Annotated in this window: 17 protein-coding genes and 3 tRNA genes; 19 read left to right on the forward strand and 1 reads right to left on the reverse strand. The window is 59.8% G+C overall.

The window, feature by feature from the left end; all coding sequences use genetic code 11:
- Positions 1 to 307: 307 nt before the first annotated feature.
- The 9 genes from ACIOJF_RS04070 (at position 308) to ACIOJF_RS04110 (ending at position 7,819) form a co-directional block, all read left to right on the forward strand.
- Positions 308 to 382 (forward strand) — tRNA-Pro (locus tag ACIOJF_RS04070).
- 142 nt (positions 383 to 524) lie between these two features.
- Positions 525 to 599: transfer RNA gene (locus tag ACIOJF_RS04075), tRNA-Pro, on the forward strand.
- Between the two features lie 157 nt (positions 600 to 756).
- Positions 757 to 831, forward strand: a tRNA-Pro gene (locus ACIOJF_RS04080).
- Between the two features lie 87 nt (positions 832 to 918).
- On the forward strand, positions 919 to 2,250 hold the full coding sequence (tig, locus tag ACIOJF_RS04085) for a trigger factor (protein ID WP_105658461.1): 1,332 nt from the start codon (positions 919 to 921) through the stop codon (positions 2,248 to 2,250).
- Positions 2,251 to 2,473: 223 nt separating this feature from the next.
- The gene (locus ACIOJF_RS04090; protein WP_286134321.1) at positions 2,474 to 3,097 is read left to right on the forward strand and encodes an ATP-dependent Clp protease proteolytic subunit; all 624 of its coding nucleotides are present in this window, start codon (positions 2,474 to 2,476) and stop codon (positions 3,095 to 3,097) included.
- Positions 3,098 to 3,144: 47 nt separating this feature from the next.
- Entirely contained in the window at positions 3,145 to 3,804 is a 660-nt protein-coding gene (locus ACIOJF_RS04095; RefSeq protein ID WP_105658463.1) for an ATP-dependent Clp protease proteolytic subunit, read from the forward strand.
- A 167-nt stretch (positions 3,805 to 3,971) separates the two neighbouring features.
- Entirely contained in the window at positions 3,972 to 5,264 is a 1,293-nt protein-coding gene (gene clpX / locus ACIOJF_RS04100; RefSeq protein ID WP_105658464.1) for an ATP-dependent Clp protease ATP-binding subunit ClpX, read from the forward strand.
- 40 nt (positions 5,265 to 5,304) lie between these two features.
- On the forward strand, positions 5,305 to 5,913 hold the full coding sequence (locus ACIOJF_RS04105) for a DsbA family protein (RefSeq protein WP_105658465.1): 609 nt from the start codon (positions 5,305 to 5,307) through the stop codon (positions 5,911 to 5,913).
- Between the two features lie 898 nt (positions 5,914 to 6,811).
- Positions 6,812 to 7,819 carry a serine protease gene (locus ACIOJF_RS04110; protein WP_105658466.1) on the forward strand — a complete coding sequence of 336 codons (1,008 nt, stop codon included), beginning with the start codon at positions 6,812 to 6,814 and terminating at the stop codon, positions 7,817 to 7,819.
- 321 nt (positions 7,820 to 8,140) lie between these two features.
- Here ACIOJF_RS04110 and valS read toward each other — a convergent pair whose 3' ends face one another.
- The gene (gene valS, locus ACIOJF_RS04115) at positions 8,141 to 10,762 is read right to left on the reverse strand and encodes a valine--tRNA ligase (protein WP_105658467.1); all 2,622 of its coding nucleotides are present in this window, start codon (positions 10,760 to 10,762) and stop codon (positions 8,141 to 8,143) included.
- A gap of 459 nt (positions 10,763 to 11,221) precedes the next feature.
- Between valS and ACIOJF_RS04120 the strand changes: the two genes are divergently transcribed.
- The 10 genes from ACIOJF_RS04120 (at position 11,222) to cobA (ending at position 20,903) form a co-directional block, all read left to right on the forward strand.
- Positions 11,222 to 11,986, forward strand: coding sequence for an SDR family oxidoreductase (locus ACIOJF_RS04120; RefSeq protein ID WP_105658468.1), 765 nt, complete (start codon positions 11,222 to 11,224; stop codon positions 11,984 to 11,986).
- Between the two features lie 30 nt (positions 11,987 to 12,016).
- Complete coding sequence (locus ACIOJF_RS04125; protein WP_105658469.1) at positions 12,017 to 12,757, forward strand: sirohydrochlorin chelatase; 741 nt, start codon at positions 12,017 to 12,019, stop codon at positions 12,755 to 12,757.
- A gap of 67 nt (positions 12,758 to 12,824) precedes the next feature.
- Positions 12,825 to 14,525 carry a nitrite/sulfite reductase gene (locus tag ACIOJF_RS04130; RefSeq protein WP_105661442.1) on the forward strand — a complete coding sequence of 567 codons (1,701 nt, stop codon included), beginning with the start codon at positions 12,825 to 12,827 and terminating at the stop codon, positions 14,523 to 14,525.
- Entirely contained in the window at positions 14,522 to 15,244 is a 723-nt protein-coding gene (locus ACIOJF_RS04135; RefSeq protein WP_105661441.1) for a phosphoadenylyl-sulfate reductase, read from the forward strand. Before ACIOJF_RS04130 ends, ACIOJF_RS04135 begins: the two co-directional genes overlap by 4 nt.
- 10 nt (positions 15,245 to 15,254) lie before the next feature.
- Positions 15,255 to 16,178 (forward strand): sulfate adenylyltransferase subunit CysD, encoded by a 924-nt coding sequence (gene cysD, locus ACIOJF_RS04140; protein WP_105658472.1) that lies wholly within the window; start codon positions 15,255 to 15,257, stop codon positions 16,176 to 16,178.
- Position 16,179: 1 nt separating this feature from the next.
- Entirely contained in the window at positions 16,180 to 17,475 is a 1,296-nt protein-coding gene (locus ACIOJF_RS04145; RefSeq protein ID WP_105661439.1) for a sulfate adenylyltransferase subunit 1, read from the forward strand.
- The gene (locus tag ACIOJF_RS04150) at positions 17,462 to 18,559 is read left to right on the forward strand and encodes an ABC transporter substrate-binding protein (protein WP_105661438.1); all 1,098 of its coding nucleotides are present in this window, start codon (positions 17,462 to 17,464) and stop codon (positions 18,557 to 18,559) included. The genes ACIOJF_RS04145 and ACIOJF_RS04150 overlap by 14 nt, the downstream gene beginning before the upstream one ends.
- Positions 18,559 to 19,302 (forward strand): ABC transporter ATP-binding protein, encoded by a 744-nt coding sequence (locus ACIOJF_RS04155; protein WP_105661437.1) that lies wholly within the window; start codon positions 18,559 to 18,561, stop codon positions 19,300 to 19,302. The genes ACIOJF_RS04150 and ACIOJF_RS04155 overlap by 1 nt, the downstream gene beginning before the upstream one ends.
- Complete coding sequence (locus ACIOJF_RS04160; RefSeq protein WP_402741271.1) at positions 19,274 to 20,131, forward strand: ABC transporter permease; 858 nt, start codon at positions 19,274 to 19,276, stop codon at positions 20,129 to 20,131. The genes ACIOJF_RS04155 and ACIOJF_RS04160 overlap by 29 nt, the downstream gene beginning before the upstream one ends.
- The gene (cobA, locus tag ACIOJF_RS04165; RefSeq protein WP_105661435.1) at positions 20,124 to 20,903 is read left to right on the forward strand and encodes a uroporphyrinogen-III C-methyltransferase; all 780 of its coding nucleotides are present in this window, start codon (positions 20,124 to 20,126) and stop codon (positions 20,901 to 20,903) included. The genes ACIOJF_RS04160 and cobA overlap by 8 nt, the downstream gene beginning before the upstream one ends.
- The last annotated feature ends 16 nt before the right edge of the window (positions 20,904 to 20,919 follow it).

Here is a 20,919-nt window from a genome sequence, read left to right on the forward strand (position 1 = left end):
TGCTTCAAAGGAGAATGGGTGGTTCTTGTCTTCCAGTCGGCCGGCGGCACTGGTGTTGCGGTCGTTCGAAAATCCACCTGTAATTCAACTCACGAAAAAGCGAGTTTTGGCTAAATTCTGGCTTGTGAAACGAGGAAAACCGCTAAATCATGCGGATGTCTTTCTGCAACATGCAAAATCCTCGATTTTGCTTTTGGTTCGAACCCGTGTAACTTAGTTTCTTGTGATCAGCACGGGAAACAAAACATTCCCGGACCGATTGCAAAACGGTTAGTCCAGATGAAACAAGCTTTCTTCTGAACTTTACCGGGGTGTAGCTCAGCTTGGCTAGAGCGCGCGCTTTGGGAGCGTGAGGTCGCAGGTTCGAATCCTGTCACCCCGACTTTATGGCTGAAGCAATTCAGCCGTAGAATTGAGAACTGAGAGATCAGTCCTCGTGAGTGGCGGAAATTGAAAAATTCTCGGTATTCAAGCAAAACGGTTAGTTGGAGCAAAGCATCGCTTGATGCGGCTTCCTGGCTAATCGGGGTGTAGCTCAGCTTGGCTAGAGCGCGCGCTTTGGGAGCGTGAGGTCGCAGGTTCGAATCCTGTCACCCCGACTTTACGAGTGAAAAATCTTCGGATTCAGCTCGTGAAATTTGAGAGCTAAATATAATTTAGATCTTGTGATCACTAAGAACCGTAAAAAGTAACTAGTAAGCATCACAAACGATTAGTGGATACAGGATAACTCGGGTTAGACTGTTCACTGCTAATCGGGGTGTAGCTCAGCTTGGCTAGAGCGCGCGCTTTGGGAGCGTGAGGTCGCAGGTTCGAATCCTGTCACCCCGACTCTGTCGAACAACCCCGCAACGCCACCATGTTGCGGGGTTTTTTGCAGATTAGACCTAATATTAGACAACTCAGGAGTACAACGCTGTGAAGAGCGCCGTCGAAAACGTCAACCCGACCCGGGTTAAGCTGACCGTTGAAGTTCCTTACGAGGAACTGAAGCCCCGCGTCGATGAGGCGTACAAGACCATCGCTCAGCAGATTCAGATCCCAGGCTTCCGCAAGGGCAAAGTTCCTGCAAAGATGATCGACCAGCGCGTCGGTCGCGGCCATGTCATCGAGACTGCCGTCAACGAAGGTCTGAACGAGTACTACCAGAAGGCAATGGTTGAGAACGAACTCACCCCGCTGTCCCGCCCAGAGGTAGACATCACCGAATTGCCATCCCTCGAAAAGGAAGGCGAAGGCCAGCTGGTCTTCACCCTCGAGGTAGACGTACGTCCGAAGGTTGAACTTCCGGACTACAAGGGCATCGAAGTTTCTGTTGAGGCCAAGGAAGTTGCTGACGAGGACATCGAGAAGGCTCTCGACGATCTGCGCGGCCGCTTCGGCACCCTGAAGGAAGTTGAAGCTCCAGCAGCTGCAGACTCCTTCGTGACCATCGACCTGACCGCTGCTGTAGAAGGCGAAGAAGTCGACTCCGCACAGGGCCTGTCCTACCAGATCGGTTCCGGCAACATGCTTGAGGGCATGGACGAGGCTGTTACCGGCCTGTCTGCCGGCGAAGACGCAACCTTCGAGACCACCCTGGCTGGCGGCGAGCACGCCGGCAAGACCGCAACCGTCAAGGTTGTCGTCAACGCTGTGAAGCAGCGCGAACTGCCAGAAGCTAACGATGACTTCGCTCAGCTGGCTTCGGAATTCGACACCATCGCCGAGCTGCGCGAGAACCTGTCGAAGGACGCTGCAGAGGGCAAGGTTGTCGAGCAGGGCGTAGAGGCTCGCGAGCTGGTTCTGGACAAGCTGGTTGAACTGGTTGAGGTTCCTGTTCCTGCATCGGTTATCGATGAGCAGATCGAGCAGCACTTCAACGCACCAGACGCTGAAGCAGACCACGACACCGAAGAGCACCGCGCAGAGGTTCGCGAGAACACCGAGCGTGCTTTCAAGAACGAGATCATCCTCGACGCTGTTGCAGATGCTGAAGAAGTTGGCGTCGAGCAGTCCGAGCTGATCGACTACATCGTTCAGACCGCAGGCCAGTACGGCATGGAGCCAAACCAGTTTGCACAGATGCTGGACGGCGCAGGCCAGGTTCCAATGCTCATGGGCGAAGTTCGCCGCCGCAAGGCACTTGCAAAGGTTCTCGAGTTCGCTAAGGTTACCGATTCCAACGGTGCCGCAGTTGACCTGACCTCCTTCGTCAAGCCAGCCGGTGAAGAAGAAGCTGCTGAGGTTGAGGCCGAAGAGGCCAAGTAGTCTTCACTAAACTCTGATGGCCATCGGCCGCTTGTTCAAAACAAGCCGCCGATGGCCATTTTTGTTCGCTGCGGGCGTGCATCATGCGCCGTGAGCGAAACAGGGGCATGAAACGGCCCAAGAATGGCTTGAAGTAAGTAATCTCAAAGTAACCAGTTGTAGCTATGGGATTAGAAACAGAGATTCCAGAAACTGATCTACACGTTTGGAAGAGGTAGAGAACATGTCAAATGATTCGCGCACTCCCACTATGGCAGCCGCAGAGCCGGCCGGCCGTGATGACTACATCTACAACCGCCTGCTCAAGGAGCGCATCATCTGGCTGGGCTCCGACGTCCGCGACGACAATGCGAATGCCATTTGCTCGCAGTTGCTGCTGCTCTCGGCAGAGGATCCTGAGAAGGACATCTACCTGTACATCAACTCGCCAGGTGGATCGATCACCGCTGGCATGGCCATCTACGACACCATGAACTTCATCCCGAATGACGTCGTGACCGTAGCAACCGGTCTGGCCGCATCGATGGGCCAGTTCCTGCTGTCCTCGGGCACCCCGGGCAAGCGTTTCGCTACGCCGAACGCCCGCATCCTGATGCACCAGCCATCGGGCGGCATCGGCGGTACCGCCTCGGATATCAAGATCCAGGCTGAACTGATCATGCACATGAAGAAGGTCATGAGCGAGTTGACTGCAGAACAGACCGGTCAGACCGTGGAGCAGATCCTCATCGACAACCAGCGTGATAAGTGGTTCACCGCAGAAGATGGCTTGAAGTACGGCTTCTTCGATCAGATCGCAACCCACGCAGGCTCGGTCAACGGTTTCGTAGGCGACGACAACAAATAGTCGCACCGCATCGCTTGATACCCAAAGATTTGTCCTAGGAGAAAACCATGAACTTCAATCCGGAAGCCGTTAGCGGTCAGATGCCGTCGGCCCGCTACATCCTGCCACAGTTCGAAGAGCGCACCCCATACGGCTTCAAGCGCCAGGACCCATACGCAAAGCTATTCGAAGATCGCATCATCTTCCTCGGCGCCCAGGTTGATGACGCATCGGCCGATGACGTGATGGCCCAGCTGCTGGTCCTGGAATCCATGGACCCTGAGCGCGACGTTACCCTGTACATCAATTCGCCAGGTGGTTCCTTCACCGCGATGACTGCAATCTACGACACGATTCAGTTCATCCGCCCAGAGGTCCAGACCGTGTGCCTTGGCCAGGCGGCGTCCGCAGCAGCAGTACTGCTCGCAGCTGGTACCCCGGGCAAGCGTTTGGCCCTGCCTAACGCGCGCGTATTGATCCACCAGCCAGCAATGGGTGGCGGCGAACGCGGCACCGCGACTGACCTGCAGATCCAGGCCGAGGAAGTTATGCGCATGCGCAGCTGGCTGGAAGAGACCATTGCCTCCCACTCCGGCCAGGACGTTGAGAAGGTGCGCGGCGACGTGGAGCGTGACTTGTTCATGACTGCTAGCGAAGCCAAGGTGTACGGCATCGTAGACGAGGTATTGACTCCTCGTAAGCTGAACCGTGCTCAGCTGGGAAGCTAGCGCATACTTGGAATAATCCATGATGAATGGCGGTTTACCTAGTTGCTGGTCTGTCCAAAGGCAGACGGCACAACACAGGTAAACCGCCATATTCATCTAATTTGGGGGACTACTAGCCTAGAATTGAGTAAGTCCACAGCTACTCAAGTAAACGGGAGAATGGTGCGATGGGACGCATGGGTGAAGGCTCGGATCTGTTGAAATGCTCTTTCTGCGGGAAGAGCCAGAAGCAGGTTAAGAAGCTAATTGCAGGCCATGGTGTCTACATTTGTACTGAATGCATCGAACTCTGCAACGAAATCATCGCTGAAGAGTTCGCCGAAGAGCAGGTGCACGAAGAGTTCTCCTTGGCTAAGCCACGCGAGATCTTCAACTCGTTGCAGGAATACGTCATCGGCCAGGAGAACGCCAAGCGTGCTCTCTCGGTCGCTGTCTATAACCACTACAAGCGTATCCACGGCAACCAGGACCACGGTCCTGTTGCGGCGCTGACTAACGATGACCCGCTGGATGATGTGGAAGTCTCGAAGTCCAACATCATGCTTATTGGTCCTACCGGATGCGGTAAGACGTACCTGGCGCAGTCGCTGGCGAAGAAGCTGAATGTTCCTTTCGCTGTCGCCGACGCTACAAGCCTGACTGAAGCAGGCTACGTGGGTGAAGATGTGGAAAATATTCTTCTCAAGCTGCTTCAAGCTGCCGACTATGACGTCAAGAAGGCCGAGACCGGCATCATCTATATTGACGAGATCGACAAGATTTCCCGCAAGAGCGAGAACCCTTCGATCACCCGGGACGTTTCCGGTGAAGGCGTCCAGCAGGCGCTTCTGAAGATCCTTGAAGGCACTGTCGCTGCGGTGCCGCCCCAGGGTGGCCGCAAGCACCCTCACCAGGATTTCATTCAGCTCGACACCACCAATATCCTGTTCATCGTTGCCGGCGCCTTTGCCGGACTGGAAGAAATTATTTCTTCGCGGGCAGGGCAGAAAGGCATCGGTTTCGGTGCTCCGCTGAAAGCGCTGAAGTCGGAGACCGCTTCCTACTCGGATGTTCGGCCGGAAGACTTGCTCAAGTTCGGCCTGATTCCAGAATTCATTGGTCGCCTGCCGGTGATCACCACGGTGGAGCATCTGGATAAGGACGCGCTAGTGCGCGTACTGACCGAACCAAAGAACGCACTTCTCAAGCAGTACCAGAAGATGTTCCAGATGGATGGCGTAGCTTTGAGCTTCGACCAGTCGGCACTGGAAGCAATCGCAGAACAGGCTATTGCGCGTGAGACCGGCGCGCGTGGTTTGCGGTCGATTCTTGAGGAAACCCTTGGCGGCGTAATGTTCGACCTTCCAAGCCGCGACGATGTTGCCGAGGTGGTCATTACTCGGGCAACCGTCATTGACCGTGAAGATCCCACGTTGCTCTCTCACGCGATGGTGGCCAAGCGCGATATGAAGTCCGCCTAGCCGTATTCAAAAATTCTCTTCGGAAGAAAGTTGGTAGTTCATGGCTGAACGTCAGCAAGTAGATTTTTGGTTCGATCCAATCTGCCCGTTCGCTTGGGCGACGAGCCGCTGGATCAAGGAAGTGGAGAAGGTCCGCGACATCGACGTGAACTGGAACGTCATGAGCCTCTCGATGCTTAACGAAGGCCGCGACCTTCCAGCTGACTACCGCGCCAAGATGGACATCTCATGGGGGCCGGTGCGGGTGGTCACGCGTGCTGCCCAGGAACACGGCGAGGGAGTCAAGGACAGCTTGTACACCGCCATGGGTGAACTATTCCATTACGAGAAGATCGAAGATCGTGATGAAGTCATCGCCAAGGCGCTGAAGAAGGCGGGATTGCCGGCGGAACTCGCTGAAGCTGCGAATACCGATGCCAACGATGACGTGCTGCGCTCGAGCCACGAGGCAGGCATCAACTTGGTGGGGCAGGATGTAGGCACGCCAATCGTCGCCGTTGATGGCGTTGCTTTCTTCGGTCCGGTCATTACCCGTATTCCAACTGGGGAAGATGCAGGAAAGATGTTTGACGCTGCGGCGCAGCTCGCATCCTTCCCGTACTTCTTCGAAATGAAGCGCACTCGTACCGAAAGCCCGGTTTTCGACTAAGCGGGAATTTTCTGTTCCAAGGACGTTGTCTCATTGCGAGGCAGCGTCCTTGGTTTTTAATCAGTGAAGGCGCTTGGCATGGAGGGCCGGGTGTTCGCCCTCCGATGCCACTAATCCACGGGACGATTGGCTATCCGCCGACGGAGGAAGGTGCGCCATCAAGGCGCCGATCCGCATGGGCCGGACCAGTATTCTGTGCATCCGCCATTCGTTGCACCGGTGCTTCACCTTCTCGTCGGATCGCGGAGCACGCGGTTCATATTGGCCAGGGACGGTTCCGCAGTCCAATTGGTGCGTCGTTCGAACCTCCGTTTCTTAGGCTCGGATGATGACTCATCAATCCAGGGCAACGGCGCGCGGCGGGCGGACAGTTCAAGCTGCCTTTGCAGAGTGCGCAGGCGTCATCGGATTGCAAGGCAAGTCGTGGAGGTAGGCCGTCGGCATCGGCAACCGGCTCTATTGGGTGTCGAATAAGTCCAATTTTAAAGCCTAATTAATGCATATTTTTTCCTACAGGGCAGACATCGCGGAGCCGGGAAAGTATCTGTTACCGAAGCTTCTATTTCATATATTCAGACACGCTTCTCCGGTCTCGCGCGGCAAGGCCGGACTCTGGGCGTGTGATTCGGCTCACTGGTATTCAGGGGCTGGTTTGAAATCACCAGAAATGCACGGGCTCATTCGAAGGGGCGTCGTGGCGCCGGGGAATCGATTGAAAGTATCTGTTTCAAAACTATTTCGCTTCACAACTTGGTGGCCGTTGCAGGTCGGTGACGCGGCGGACGGAGGAAAATATTCCTGTAGAAAATGCTTGAAGTGTGTGTTTGACTGTTTCCCACGAGTGCAACAGCACCCCCATCGATAGTGGCAAAGAAGCCACTGGACAAGGAGTTAAATCGTGCAGATTCGTTCTCTAATTACGGATTCATCCAAGGGCAAGGGGCGCCACAAGCTGGCAAGCGCCGCGGTTCTTGCAGGCGCGCTGATGCTCGGCGTGGCACCGATGGCCTCGGCAGCGCCGACGACCACTGGTGGCGACGTCGAGTCAATCACGATCTCGGAACAGAAGGCTGACGCAGCGGTATCCTACTGGACCGCGGATCGGATGAAAGCCGCAAAGAACGCAGATTCACTCGTAGCTGGCAAGTCGGGTTCGGCTGCCAAGGTTGAAGCCGGCAAGCCGGCCAAGGTCGCCGGTCATGGCGCGCAGGCGGCAGCCGGAAAGCAGGCCCAAACGAAGGGTGGCAAGACTCGCGCTACCCAGGAAACACCGGTTTCGCACATCGGCAAGGTGTTCTTCACTCTCGGCGGATCAGACTACGTGTGCTCTGGCAACGCTGTCGTCTCCGCCAACGAGTCGACGGTCTCCACCGCTGGCCACTGCCTGAATGAAGGACCCGGTTCATTCGCAACCCGTTGGGTCTTCGTTCCAGCCTATGAAAACGGCAAAGCACCCTACGGTTCCTTCGCAGCGACCGAGCTGGTGGCACCAACTGAATGGTCAAATGGCGGGGACATCACCTATGACACAGGCTTCGCCGTGGTCAGCTCCAGCGGTGGTGCGTCCTTGACTGATGCTGTTGGCGCTTCGGGGGTCGCCTTCAACCAGGCGCGCGGAGAGTACTACACTGCTTACGGCTACCCAGCTGCTTCGCCATTCAACGGCGAGACCTTGCAATCGTGCAGCGGATACTCCAGCGACGATCCGTTTGGCCAGTCCCAGTCCCAAGGCATTCCATGCAACATGACCGGCGGCTCGTCCGGTGGCCCATGGTTCCTGGGGAGTGGATCTAACGGCTACCAGAACTCTGTGAACAGCTTCGGCTACAGCTCGGTGCGCGACACCATGTTCGGACCGTACTGGGGCTCGGTGATCCAGCAGGCATACCAGAGCGCGCAGAACTAAGCACTAATAACCCAGCAGCTGGACATCGATGGGGATCCAGCTGCTGGCTGCAAGTAGATGGGAAGAGAAGATGACCGACGGAAATTCGCCAGCTGCCGGGTCAGAAGACTCGGTCCAGAAGCATCGTCTTGAGTCCAGCGCGGAAGACCAACTGGAACACTTCACCGGCGAACGTCGACGCGCGGCTCGGCCCATGGAGAAAACCGTCCAGTCTCCACCCGAGACGGATGACCCTGATGCGGGGGAGGAGCAAGGGCAGAAATAGCAAAACCGGTTGCCATCCCGATGACGGGATGGCAACCGGTTTTTCTGGTTCAACTGCTATTCGGTTTCTTCAGCCGGAGCCAATTCAACGTTGGTGACAGTCATTTCACCGTCGGCTTCAACCAGGGTCAGCTCACGGGCGTTCGCCGCGGACTTCAAGTCCTCGAATCCTGCCTTGAGCTGCGCAACCTGAGACGCTGGAGCGTGGATCTCGCCCGAGAGCACTTCGGTACGCTGCTTGACCTTCGCATCGGACTTGGCCTTGCGGATGCCCGAGAGAGCGACGCCAACCAGTGGCAGTACCGCCGGGTCGGAGCCCTCCACTGCAGCGGACAAGTGCCCGGTGCTTGGCCACTGGGTCAGGTGCACCGACCCGGTGCGCCACCAACCCCAAACCTCTTCGGTAGCGAATGGCAGGAATGGCGCGAACAGCCGCAGCACGGAATCAAGGGTGGTGGCCAGGGTAGCCAGAACCGACGCCTGCTCGGCTTCGCCGTGGCCGCCGTAGGCGCGGTCCTTGACCAATTCGACGTAGTCGTCGGTGAACGACCAGAAGAACGACTCGGTGATATCCAGCGCGCGAGCATAGTCGTAGTTGTCGAAAGCGCGCTGGGCGTCTTCGATAACGGTCGACAGGCGAGCGAGCAGCGAACGATCCAGCCCGTTGGTGACTACCGAAGCGTCATCGGTCAAGACGTTGGCGTCGGTCGCGCCCAAGTTCAGCACGAACTTCGAGGCGTTGAGGATCTTGATGGCCAGGCGGCGGCCGATCTTCATCTGGTTGATTTCATACGCGGTATCGGCACCCAGCTTGGCACTGGCCGCCCAGTAGCGTACGGCGTCCGCGCCGAACTTATCCAGGACTTCGTTAGGTACAACCACGTTGCCCTTGGACTTGGACATCTTCTTGCGGTCCGGATCCAGGATCCAGCCCGAAATCGCAGCGTGCTTCCACGGAGCGTTGCCGTGCAGGGAATCTGCGCGAACCGCGGTGGAGAACAGCCAAGTACGGATGATGTCGTGGCCCTGCGGGCGCAGGTCGAAGGGGTAGACCTTCGAGAAGAACTCGTCGTCACGGCCCCAACGGCCAGCGATTTGCGGGGTCAGCGAGCTGGTTGCCCAGGTGTCCAGGACATCGGCATCGCCAATGAAGCCGTTAGCGGAGCCGCGCTGGTCCTCGGTGTAGCCGGTCGGCGCGTCTGCTGCCGGGTCAACCGGAAGCTGGTCGATGGTCGGCAACAGCGGCGCATCGTAGTTCGGTTCGCCGTGCTCGTTGACCTGGTACCACACTGGCACTGGTACGCCGAAGAAGCGCTGGCGGGAAACGAGCCAGTCGCCGTTCAGGCCCGAAACCCAGTTTTCGTAGCGCGAGCGCATGAACGACGGGTGGAAATCAATTTCCTGGCCGCGTGCGATCATCTGGTTGCGGCGTTCTTCATCACGGCCGCCGTTGCGGATGTACCACTGGCGCGAGGTCACGATTTCCAGCGGCTTGTCGCCCTTTTCGAAGAAGTTCACCGGACGGGAAATCTTCTTCGGCTCGCCATCAAGCAGGCCCGCGTCGGAAAGCATCTCGACGACGGTTTCCTTGGCGGAGAACACGGTCTTTGCCGAAATCTGGGCGTACGCTTCCTTGCCGGCCTCGGTGGTGATCCACTCGGGGGTGTCTGCAAGGATGCGGCCGTCGCGTCCAATGATCGGACGGGTTGGCAGCTGCAGTTCGCGCCACCAGGTCACGTCGGTCAAGTCGCCAAACGTGCACACCATGGCAATGCCAGAACCCTTGTCGGCCTGGGCCAATGGGTGCGGGTGGACGGTGACGGGAACTCCGAAGATCGGCGAGGTCACGGTCTTGCCGAACAAGTGCTGGTAGCGCTCGTCATCCGGGTGGGCCACTAGCGCGGCGCAAGCAGCGAGCAGTTCCGGGCGGGTGGTCTCGATGAAGACCTGCTCGCCGTTTTCAGCGTCGAATGCATAACGGTAGTAGGCGCCGGGCATTTCCCGGTCTTCGAGTTCGGCCTGGGCCACTGCGGTACGGAAGGTCACGTCCCACAGGGTTGGAGCTTCAGCCATGTAGGCGTCGCCCTTTGCCAGGTTGTCCAGGAAGGCGCGCTGCGAAGTTGCACGCGAATTGTCGTCGATCGTGCGGTAGGTCATGCGCCAGTCCACCGAAAGGCCCAGGGTGGTGAACAGCTGCTCGAAGACCTTTTCGTCTTCGACCGCCAGCTCTTCACAGATCTCGATGAAGTTCTTGCGGCTGATGACATCCCAGTCGCGCTGGTTCTTCGCAGGCTTTTCCGGTGGACGGTAGCCCTCGATGTACGGCTTGGTCGGGTCGCAACGGACGCCGAAGTAGTTCTGCACGCGGCGCTCGGTAGGCAAGCCGTTGTCATCCCAACCAAGTGGGTAGAACACGTTCTTGCCGATCATGCGCTGGTAGCGAGCCAACACGTCGGTCTGCGTGTACGAGAACATGTGTCCTACGTGCAGCGAACCCGAAGCGGTTGGCGGGGGAGTGTCGATGGAGTACACGGCTTCGCGAGTCGTGTCCTCATTGAAGTGATAGGTGCCCTCGGTGCGCCACCGGGACGAAAGACGTTCTTCCAAGCCTTCCAAAGCGGGCTTGTCAGGAACGGAAACCGTTGCGGGCGTGTCTGTGCCCAAGTTTTCTTCTGCCATACGTCTATTCTTCCATGTTTTGCCCGGCGCACAGTCATTGTTGCCCATGGCTTGCACCACGCCGCTGTCCAGCCGGGACCAGCTGGATCAAAAGCCTGTGCCGGACCGGCGGCCCTTGGCTCAGCCGTCCTGCCGCGAACGCCGAATCGCCTTGTCGCCCGCACCAGCGGCACGGTGCACCCGGGCATAGCAGCGCCGTCTGGCGTTGGCGCATTCCTGCATGGCTCCGCTTACGCAAGATATTCCCTCCGATTGCATTCCTCCGGCAGCCGCGCCAGCTGCACGTTACCGCCGCGCAGTAGGCGCAGGCGGGACAGCATCGGCCATGGCCCTGGCGGCACCGCCGACGCTCGCCGCCCTGGATTCCAGGCCCTGGCCCGGAAGAAAATCTTGCCGCATGAAATGTAAGAGAAATTCATGCCTTACCAACTGGTAATGATCTGGTTCTACAGTTGACGTATGACAATTACAGATAAGACTTCTTCCCGTTCGGCCGTTGTTACCGGAGCTTCCAGCGGAATTGGCCAGGCAACAGTCCGTGCGTTGCGCGCACAAGGATGGACCGTCTTCGCAGTAGCCCGCCGGGCCGACCGCTTGGAAAAGCTCGCCGCTGAATGCGGTGCGATCGCGGTGCCAGCAGATGTCAGCGTGCAGGCAGATGTCGACGCACTGGTAGAAACGGTCACCGCGCATGGCGGCGCAGATACGCTGGTCAATTGCGCCGGCGGTGCGCGTGGAACCGAAACCTGGGCCGACGCGGTCGATGACAACTGGGACTTCATGTGGCAAGCCAATGTCATGGGAACCATGCGCTTGACCCGTGCACTGCTGCCCCAGCTTCGCGAGGCGCGAGGCACCGTCTTGAACGTTACCTCCACCGCCGCACTGGCCAGCTACGAAGGCGGCAGCGGCTACAACGCGGCAAAGGCCGCTGAACGTGCCATGACCCAGGCGCTTCGTCTTGAAGAAGTCGAGAACGGGCTGCGGGTAATCGAGATCCTGCCCGGCCTGGTGCAGACAGAAGAGTTCGCGCTCCGTCGTCTGGGAAGCCAGAGCGCCGCCGACAACGTCTACGCCGGTGTGGAGAATCCCTTGACCGGTGAAGACGTTGCCGAAGTCATCCGCTATGCGGTCAGCGCCCCGGCCCACGTGAATCTGGATGAAATTGTCATCCGCCCGCAGGCGCAGGCCGCCAACCACAAGCTAGTGCGCAGCGCCAAATAGGCGCCCAACAACATCGGTGAGGATCAATTCATGAGTCAAGCGACCCAGCAGAAGATACATGTTGTCGCAACATCCCACGGCACGGACAACGCCAACGGGCAGCAACTAATCCATGATCTGCGTGCCGACCTGGAACGGCGGAGCGAAGAGCGATTCCCGGTGCAGCTTGTCTGGCACGAAGCCTATGTGGATGTCCAAGAGCCCCGGCTTGAAACGGTTATCGCCGGTTTGCCTGAAGGCGAGCCGGCAGTGGTCTTGCCGCTGCTGGTCTCCGACGGCGTTCATACGACGCACGACATTGCGCAGGCGGTCGCCTCGCGCGCGGGAACCTCCGCCGCCCTGCCATTGGGTCCGCTGCCGGAGCTGGCCCAAGTCCTGGCGCAACGCGCCGCAGGGCACCTGGCCAACGACCCGCTCGTTGTCTTGGCGGCGGCGGGCACGAGATTGGAAGTCGGCCAAAACCAGGTCAAGAATCTCGCCGAGCAGCTCGCTGTCCTATTGGAGCGCGAAGTGCAGGTGGGCTACTGCGCAGGGGCCCAGCCGCGGATCGCTGACGTCGTGGGAAATGCTGCCGCGCGTCCAGTGCTCGTGCTCAGCTCGCTGCTCGCCGACGGATTCTTCCAGCAGAAGCTGGCTAGCACGGGGGCAGGCGTGGTGACAAGCCCCCTGCTTCCTGACGTAATGATTGCTCAATGTTTCCTTGTGCGACTGCAAAAGGCGCTCGAAGAGGAGCTTTTCATGTCTCCAGATGACGAAGTCCTAACTCGTTAGGCAACGCGTAGCCATGTGACACCGGCAGGTTGCCGACCTCCTGGGGGCAGTTCCTACGCTGGTGGACATGACGCAGACAACCACACCAGTTCGCTCCACAAGAGCGGCAAAACCCAACGGCCAATGGAAAATCGACGGCCCTGCCCCGTTGAATGCCAACGAAGAGATGAAGGCCGCCGACAACGGCCTGAACGTGCGCCAGCGCATTGAGGAAATCTACTCGAAGCAGGGCTTCGATTCCATTGAACCCGAGGATCTGCACGGCCGCTTCCGCTGGTGGGGCCTCTACACCCAGCGTGCCCAGGGGATCCCCGGCGGCAAGACGGCGACGCTGAGCCCAGAAGAACTTGAAGACCGCTACTTCATGCTGCGCGTGCGCATCGACGGCGGCGCCCTGACCACCGAGCAGCTGCGCGTCATCGGCCAGATCTCCACCGACTTCGCCCGCGACACCGCCGACCTGACAGATCGCCAGAACGTCCAGCTGCACTGGATCGACGTCGTCGATGTCCCGGAGATCTGGCAGCGGCTGGAAGCCGTCGGCCTGCACACCACCGAGGCCTGCGGCGACGTGCCCCGTGTCATCCTCGGCTCTCCGGTGGCAGGCATCAGCAAGGACGAGATCATCGATCCCAGCCCGGTGATCGCCGAAATTTCCCGCCGCTACATCGGCAAGCCGGAATTCGCGAACCTCCCGCGCAAATTCAAGACCGCCATCACCGGCCACCCAAGCCAGGATGTCGTCCACGAAATCAACGACATCGCCTTGATCGGCACCGTCCACCCGCAGCTCGGCCCCGGATACGACCTGTGGGTTGGCGGCGGGCTGTCGGCAAACCCCCGCCTGGGCGAACGCCTCGGCGCCTTCGTGACCGAAGAGCAGGCACCGGATGTCTGGGAGGGCGTAGTTTCCATCTTCCGTGACTACGGGTACCGCCGCTTGCGCAACCGCGCACGCCTGAAGTTCCTGCTGGCCGAATGGGGCACGGAAAAAATGCGCCAGGTGCTGCAAGATGAGTACCTGGGCTACGAGCTGCCCGACGGCCCGTTGCCGGAGCAGCCCACCGAAGCAGGAGACCACAGCGGGGTCAACGAGCAGAAGGACGGCAAGTTCTATATCGGGTTGACCGCTCCGGCTGGCCGCGTATCCGGTACCGCGCTGACCGGCCTTGCCGATTTGGCCGAAGCCCATGGATCCACCCGGCTGCGCACCACCCCGCACCAGAAGATCATCGCCCTGGACATCGCCGAAGAGCAGGTGCAGGACTTCGTCGCTTCGGCCCGCGCCCTGGGCCTGGAGGCATTCCCCAGCTTGTTCAAGCGTTCGGCCATTGCCTGCACCGGTATCGAATTCTGCAAGCTGGCCATTGTGGACACCAAAGACACCATGATTGACGCGGTAGCAAAAATCGAGGATCGCCTGGCCGACCACGAGGGCAAGCTGCCTCGCCAGCTGTCTCTGCACGTCAATGGCTGCCCGAACTCCTGCGCCCGCATCCAAACAGCGGACCTCGGATTCAAGGGCCAGCTGATTACCAACGACCAGGGAGAACAGGTCTCCGGATTCCAGGTTCACCTCGGTGGCACCCTGGCCGGTTTCGAAAATGGCGAAGCCGCCCTGGGGCGCACGGTGCGCGGGCTCAAGGTCGCGGCTGATGAATTGCCCGAATACGTGGAGCGGGTAGTGAAGAACTACTCGGCCTCGGCTGCCGAAGGGGAATCCTTCGCTGCCTGGGCCCACCGAGCTGAAGAGGATGAGCTGAAATGAGCAAGCCGACCCCAGTACGTACCCGCAGCGAGGCTGAACTGCGGCGCATCGCCAAGCTGGGCGCCGCCGAGCTGGGCGGGGATGCCACAGCGGACCAGGTCGTCGCTTTCGCAGCTGAGCACCTCGACGCCGACGAGGTAGCGGTGGCCTGCTCGATGGCCGATGCCGTGCTGCCGCACCTGGTCTGCGCGCAGCTGCCCAAGGTCGATGTGCTGTTCCTGGAAACCGGTTACCACTTTGCCGAAACCCACGGAACCCGCGACGAAGTGGCTCGCACGCTGGACGTGAACATCGTCGACGTGCTGCCTGCCTTGACCGTGGCCGAACAGGATGCGAAGTTCGGCAAGGACCTGTTCTCCCGGGATCCGGCCGCCTGCTGCCAGCTGCGCAAGATGGACCCGCTGGCCAGATCCCTGTCCGGATATAGCGCGTGGTTCACCGGGGTACGCCGTGACGAAGCTGAGACCCGCATCAACACGCCCCTGGTCGCTTTCGACGAGAAGCACGGACTGGTCAAATTCAATCCCGTGGCGCCCTGGAGCTTCGATCAGCTGATCGACTACGCCACCGGGCACCAAGTACCCGTGAACCTGCTGCTGTCCAACGGCTACCCGTCCATCGGATGCCAGCCTTGCACCCGGCCGGTAGCCGAGGGCGAGGACCCGCGGGCTGGCCGCTGGGCCGGGCTGAATAAAACCGAATGCGGAATCCACGTCTAAGGAGCGAATCATGACCATCACCGCTAACGCGCCCGCAGGCACCCAGCGCAGCGTCCTGGACGCCCTGGAAGCCGAATCAATCCACATCATCCGCGAAGTGCTCGCCGAATTCGACAAGCCCGGACTGCTGTTCTCCGGCGGCAAGGACTCCGTAGTCGTCCTGCACCTGCTGGCCAAGGCCGTCTCCCCGGGCCGCGTGCCCATCCCCGTCGTGCACATCGATACCGGCCACAACTTCGCCGAGGTGCTCAACTTCCGCGACGCGGTCGTGGAAAAGTACGGGCTGAACCTCGTCGTCGGCTCCGTGCAGGAGTACATCGACCGCGGAGAGCTGGCCGAGCTGCCCGACGGCACCCGCAACCGCCTGCAGACCCGGGTCCTGCTGGACACCATCGAATCCAACGGCTTCGACGTGGTCTTCGGCGGGGCGCGCCGCGATGAGGACAAGGCCCGCGCCAAGGAGCGCATCCTGTCCCTGCGCGACGAGTTCGGCGTCTGGGATCCGCGCAACCAGCGCCCGGAAATCTGGAGCCTGTACAACGGGCGGCACGAGCCGGATTGGCATGTGCGCGCCTTCCCGATCTCCAACTGGACCGAACGCGATATCTGGGCCTACATCCAGCGCGAGAACATCGAGCTGCCGCCGATCTACTTCGCGCACTGCCGCCAGGTCTTCGAACGCGACGGCATGTGGCGGGCACTGACCAGCGTCAGTCAGCCCAACGCCGATGAGCCGGTCGTCGTCAAGCAGGTGCGCTACCGCACCGTGGGCGACGCCAGCTGCACCGGTGCGGTGCTCTCCGCCGCCGACACCGTGGCGAAGGTGCTCGATGAATTGGCCGTCGCCACCATCACCGAACGCGGAGCCACCCGCGCCGACGACCGTATTTCCGCCGCGGGAATGGAAGACCGCAAGACCGAAGGGTACTTCTAAGATGACCACCACACTATTGCGCATCGCTACCGCCGGTTCGGTCGACGACGGCAAGTCCACTCTCGTGGGCCGCCTGCTCCATGACGCCAAGGCCATCCTCGCCGACTCGCTCGATGACCTGGCCCGTACCAGCGCCGAACGCGGCTTCGGCGGCAGCGCCGGAACCCTGGACCTCGCGCTGGTCACCGACGGGTTGCGCGCCGAACGCGAGCAGGGCATCACCATCGACGTGGCCTACCGCTACTTCTCCACCGACAAGCGGTCCTTCATCTTGGCCGATTGCCCCGGACACGTGCAGTACACCCGCAACACCGTCACCGGCGCGTCGACCGCAGACGCGGCGATCGTGCTGGTTGACGCGAGGCACGGCGTGCTGGAGCAGACCCGGCGCCACCTTGGCGTGCTCGCCTTGCTGCGGGTTCCGCAACTGGTCATCGCCGTGAACAAGATGGACCTGATCGACTGGGACGAAGCGGCCTTCAGCCAGATCGAGGCCGAAGTACTCGCGCTCGCCGGAGAACTCGGCCTGAAGTCAACCACCGTCATCCCGGTCTCCGCGCTTCAGGGAGATAACATCGTCGATCCTTCGGCTTCCGCGCACTGGTATGCCGGCCCGACCTTGCTCGGGCTGCTAGAGGACATCGAGCCGCGGCTCGGCGGGGGCACTGCCCGTCTGGATGTCCAGTACGTGATCCGCCCGCAGGGCGCCTTGGCTCCAGGCCTGGACCCGGACGCGTACCGCGACTACCGCGGATATGCCGGAACTCTGGTTGACGGCAGCTTGGCCGTGGGGGAGTCCGTGCAGGTGCTCTCCAACGGCCAGCCGGTGAGCAGCCGGATCAAGGCCATCAGCACCCCTGCTGGTACCGCGCACCGCGCCCAGGCCGGCGACGCCATCGTTGTCGAGCTGGAGACCGACTTGGATATTGCCCGCGGCGACACCATCGTCGCCGGCGAACTGCCAACCGCGCACCGGGAGTTCCAGGCGAACATCTGCGTATTGGACCCAGTGAAGCTCACTAGCGGCCAACGGCTGTTGATCAAGCACGGTACCAAGGTCGCCGCAGCCAAGCTGTCAACCATCGAATACGTCATCAACGTGGCCGACTATTCGCAGCAGCCCGCCCACTCCTTGGAGCTCAACGACCTGGGCCGGATCACCTTGCGCAGCCAGGCAGCGTTGGCCATCGAGCAGTACGCCACCTCGCGCACTGGCGGAAGCTTCCTGCTAATCGATCCAGCTACGGGGCGCACCCTTGCGGCGGGGATCATCGAGGAAAATAATGAAGCAGCCTGATGTTGGCCAGCCAACAAGAAACCAAGGGCGGGTCCGGCTGACGGCTCATGGGCAGAAGACCGGCTTCCGAGGACGCTTCCTCGGGCTGGCGGCGGTCGGAGCATTGAGCGCAGTTGCTGTGGCGACGACGTTTCTTCCGGGACCAAATGAAGTACCAGCGCAGGCGGCACATCACGGACCGGCAGATGAGCTGAAGATTGGCTATTTCGCCAACCTCACCCATGCTCCGGCCTTGATCGCCCAGTCCGAAGGTCTTCTCCAAGATCACCTTGAAGAAGACGGTACCAGTGTCCAAAGCCAGATATTCAACGCGGGACCGGCAGCCGTAGAAGCCTTGAACTCGGGGGCCATCGACGCCGCATATCTGGGGCCAAACCCGGCGTTGAACAGCTACCTGTCCAGCGATGGCGAGTCGTTGAACGTGGTGTCCGGCGTCGCCTACGGCGGAGCCAGCCTGGTTGTCGACAAGAAGATCACTAAGCCCGAGGAACTGGCCGGCAGCAATCTGGCCAGCCCGCAATTCGGCGGAACCCAGGATGTTGCCTTGCGCAGCTACCTGAAGGGCCAGGGCTTGAAACAGGACGCCACAGTGACCCCGAGCTCCAATGGAACCGTCGCACAGCTTTTCGGCCGCGGTGAAATTGACGGTGCTTGGCTTCCGGAGCCCTACGCTTCATTGCTAGTCGAGAAGAACGGGGGACACCGCTTGGTGAATGAAGCCGAGCTCTGGCCCGACGGCAAGTTCCCGACAACGGTTCTGGTGGTCTCCAAGGAATTCATGGCTAGCCATCCGCAAACCGTGCAGAAGCTGGTCGATGCAAATACCCAAGCCATCGATTGGCTCAATCATGCGGACGGAAAACAGAAGTTGGCGGCTGTGCAGAAAGCTTTGGTCGAAGCCAACGGAAGTTCCTTTGACAAATCAGTGATCGCTGAAGCCTTGAAGCAGGTGCACTTCAGCGAGGACCCCCTGCCTGAAACCTACCAGTCACTCGTGGACCACGCATTGGCCGTAGGAGTGGGGTCTGGCGGTAACGCAGACGGACTCGTGGATACGCGTTTTCTTGAACAGCAGGAGAAGTAATGGGAGTACGGCTGAATGAAGTTTCCCTGAGCTATCCAGGCACTGGCTTGGTCATAGATCGCCTCAGTGCAGAAATTGAAGACGGAGAGTTTATCGCTGTCTTGGGGGCCTCAGGCTGCGGCAAGTCGTCCTTGCTCAACATGATTGCTGGGTTACTGCCGCCCAGCTCCGGCTGGCTTGAAGTACCTGAAGACGGCGCGGCATTCATGTTCCAGGATGCCAACCTCCTGCCGTGGCTGACAGCCAGCGAGAACGTTGACCTGGCGCTCAAGCTCGCGGGGAAGCCAGCTCCGGAACGCCAGCAACGCGTCGAGGAACTGCTCAACCTCGTTCAGCTGGGGCATGCAAGCGGCAAGAAGCCGCATGAACTTTCTGGCGGCATGCGCCAACGCGTAGCTTTGGCCAGGGCTTTGGCTCAGGACCGCCAGGTTCTGTTGATGGATGAGCCATTTGCCGCCCTGGACGCCATCACGCGTGACATGCTCCATGAGCAGTTGCGGGCCTTGTGGAGGCAAACGGGCAAAACCATCATCTTCGTCACCCACAATGTGCGTGAGGCGATTCGCCTCTCCGGCCGCATTCTGGTGCTTTCTTCGCACCCCGGGCGCATCCTGGAGACTCGCCGGATCACCGGCGAACTCCGCAATAACCCGGCCGAGGCCGCCGCATTGGCCGATGAACTAACCACGATTCTCAGAAAGGAGCAGCGGAAACATGAGCTCACTGACAGAATCTCGAACTAGGTTCAAACCCGTGCGCGTTATCAAGCTACGCCCGAACAACCAGCTCGATTCATGGGTTGCCCCCTTGCTCACTGTGGTTGTGCTTCTGAGCCTGTGGCAAATTATTTCCTGGGCAAGCCCACTGCGCGAAGACCTTTTTCCCGGTCCACTGGCTGTCGCGGCTAAGCTTCCGCAACTGCTGGCAGATGGATCATTGGTTGCGGCCGTGGGCAATTCGTTGTTCCGCGCCGTGAGCGGATTTGCGATTGCCGTGATTATTTCCACCCCGCTGGCGTTGCTGCTGGCGCATCAGCCGCTGTTGCGCAAGGGGGTGGGGCCACTGGTATCGGCCATGCAGGTATTGCCCTCTATTGCGTGGGTTCCCGCAGCCATCATTCTTTTTGGCCTGAGCGATGCGACCATCTACACGGTTCTGCTGCTCGGCGCGATTCCATCCATCATCAATGGCCTGCTCGCCGGGATCGACATGATTCCAGCGCAGTACAAGTCCTTGTCCAAGGTGCTCGGTGCCTCCAAATGGGAGCATGTGCTGCACATTGAGCTGCCAGCTGCCATGCCAGGGTATGTAGCCGGACTGCGTCAGGGCTGGGCTTTCGCCTGGCGTTCGTTGATGGCTGCCGAATTGATTGCCGTGGGCGGTTCACTGGCCCTAGGCGTCGGTTCACTGCTGCAACGGGGCCGCGATCTGGCAGACCTGCCATTGGTCATGCTGGTGATCTTGACCATCCTGCTGGTGGGTGTGCTGATCGAATTATTATTTTTCGCTCCGATTGAACGCAAGCTGTTGCGCGATCGAGGAATGACCCGAACGGGAGAAAACAATGGCTAAAGGGCATATCACCCTGATTGGCGGTGGACCGGGGGATCCCGAGCTGATTACCATCGCCGGCTATAAGGCCCTGCTTGCCGCGGAAGTGGTTTTGGCCGACAAGCTGGGACCTACCGCGTTGCTGGCAGAACTTTCCGATGATGTGGTTGTCATCGATGTGGGCAAGTCACCAGGCTGCCACGTCAAAACCCAGGATGAAACCAATGAATTACTGGTCAAGTACGCTTTAGAAGGTAAGCGGGTAGTTCGCCTCAAAGGTGGCGACCCGTTTGTACTTGGACGCGGCGGCGAGGAACTGCTCCACGCCGCGAAATACGGGATCCCTACGCGTGTGATTCCCGGCATTACCAGTGCAGTCTCCGTGCCCATGGCCGCTGGCATTCCCGTCACGCACCGGGGAATTGCGGCCGGTTTTACCGTAGTCAGTGGACACAGCGAACTCGCGGACGTGCCGATCCGCTCTGATCACACCCTTGCGGTGCTGATGGGAGTATCGAATTTGCCACAAATTGTTGAGACATTGCTTACCCGTGGTTTACCGTCAAGTACACCGATTGCGATAGTTGAGCGAGGTTACTCACAGACGCAGCGCACAACTATCGGTACGCTAGAAGGGATAGTAAAGCGCGCCCGCAAGGCCGCAGTGGCGAATCCGGCCGTTATCGTTATTGGTGACGTCGTTCGGCTAGCCCCGGAAGCCTCCGACCAACTGGTAGACCTCCTGCCGCTAGAGAATGCCGATGCCACCGCGCCGGCCTCATTCGTTGACTAAGAAAGAGAAGTTGTTT

It is taken from the genome of Glutamicibacter sp. NPDC087831 (genome assembly GCF_044742845.1).
Classification (GTDB): domain Bacteria; phylum Actinomycetota; class Actinomycetes; order Actinomycetales; family Micrococcaceae; genus Glutamicibacter.

Bases quoted from the DNA above. Each gene is read 5' to 3' on its own strand.
- ACIOJF_RS04090 (WP_286134321.1), top strand. From the start codon at position 2,474: ATGTCAAATGATTCGCGCACTCCCACTATGGCAGCCGCAGAGCCGGCC.
- ACIOJF_RS04095 (WP_105658463.1), top strand. From the start codon at position 3,145: ATGAACTTCAATCCGGAAGCCGTTAGCGGTCAGATGCCGTCGGCCCGC.
- clpX (WP_105658464.1), top strand. From the start codon at position 3,972: ATGGGACGCATGGGTGAAGGCTCGGATCTGTTGAAATGCTCTTTCTGC.
- ACIOJF_RS04105 (WP_105658465.1), top strand. From the start codon at position 5,305: ATGGCTGAACGTCAGCAAGTAGATTTTTGGTTCGATCCAATCTGCCCG.
- valS (WP_105658467.1), bottom strand. From the start codon at position 10,762: ATGGCAGAAGAAAACTTGGGCACAGACACGCCCGCAACGGTTTCCGTT.
- ACIOJF_RS04120 (WP_105658468.1), top strand. From the start codon at position 11,222: ATGACAATTACAGATAAGACTTCTTCCCGTTCGGCCGTTGTTACCGGA.
- ACIOJF_RS04125 (WP_105658469.1), top strand. From the start codon at position 12,017: ATGAGTCAAGCGACCCAGCAGAAGATACATGTTGTCGCAACATCCCAC.
- ACIOJF_RS04130 (WP_105661442.1), top strand. From the start codon at position 12,825: ATGACGCAGACAACCACACCAGTTCGCTCCACAAGAGCGGCAAAACCC.
- ACIOJF_RS04135 (WP_105661441.1), top strand. From the start codon at position 14,522: ATGAGCAAGCCGACCCCAGTACGTACCCGCAGCGAGGCTGAACTGCGG.
- cysD (WP_105658472.1), top strand. From the start codon at position 15,255: ATGACCATCACCGCTAACGCGCCCGCAGGCACCCAGCGCAGCGTCCTG.
- ACIOJF_RS04145 (WP_105661439.1), top strand. From the start codon at position 16,180: ATGACCACCACACTATTGCGCATCGCTACCGCCGGTTCGGTCGACGAC.
- ACIOJF_RS04150 (WP_105661438.1), top strand. From the start codon at position 17,462: ATGAAGCAGCCTGATGTTGGCCAGCCAACAAGAAACCAAGGGCGGGTC.
- ACIOJF_RS04155 (WP_105661437.1), top strand. From the start codon at position 18,559: ATGGGAGTACGGCTGAATGAAGTTTCCCTGAGCTATCCAGGCACTGGC.
- ACIOJF_RS04160 (WP_402741271.1), top strand. From the start codon at position 19,274: ATGAGCTCACTGACAGAATCTCGAACTAGGTTCAAACCCGTGCGCGTT.
- cobA (WP_105661435.1), top strand. From the start codon at position 20,124: ATGGCTAAAGGGCATATCACCCTGATTGGCGGTGGACCGGGGGATCCC.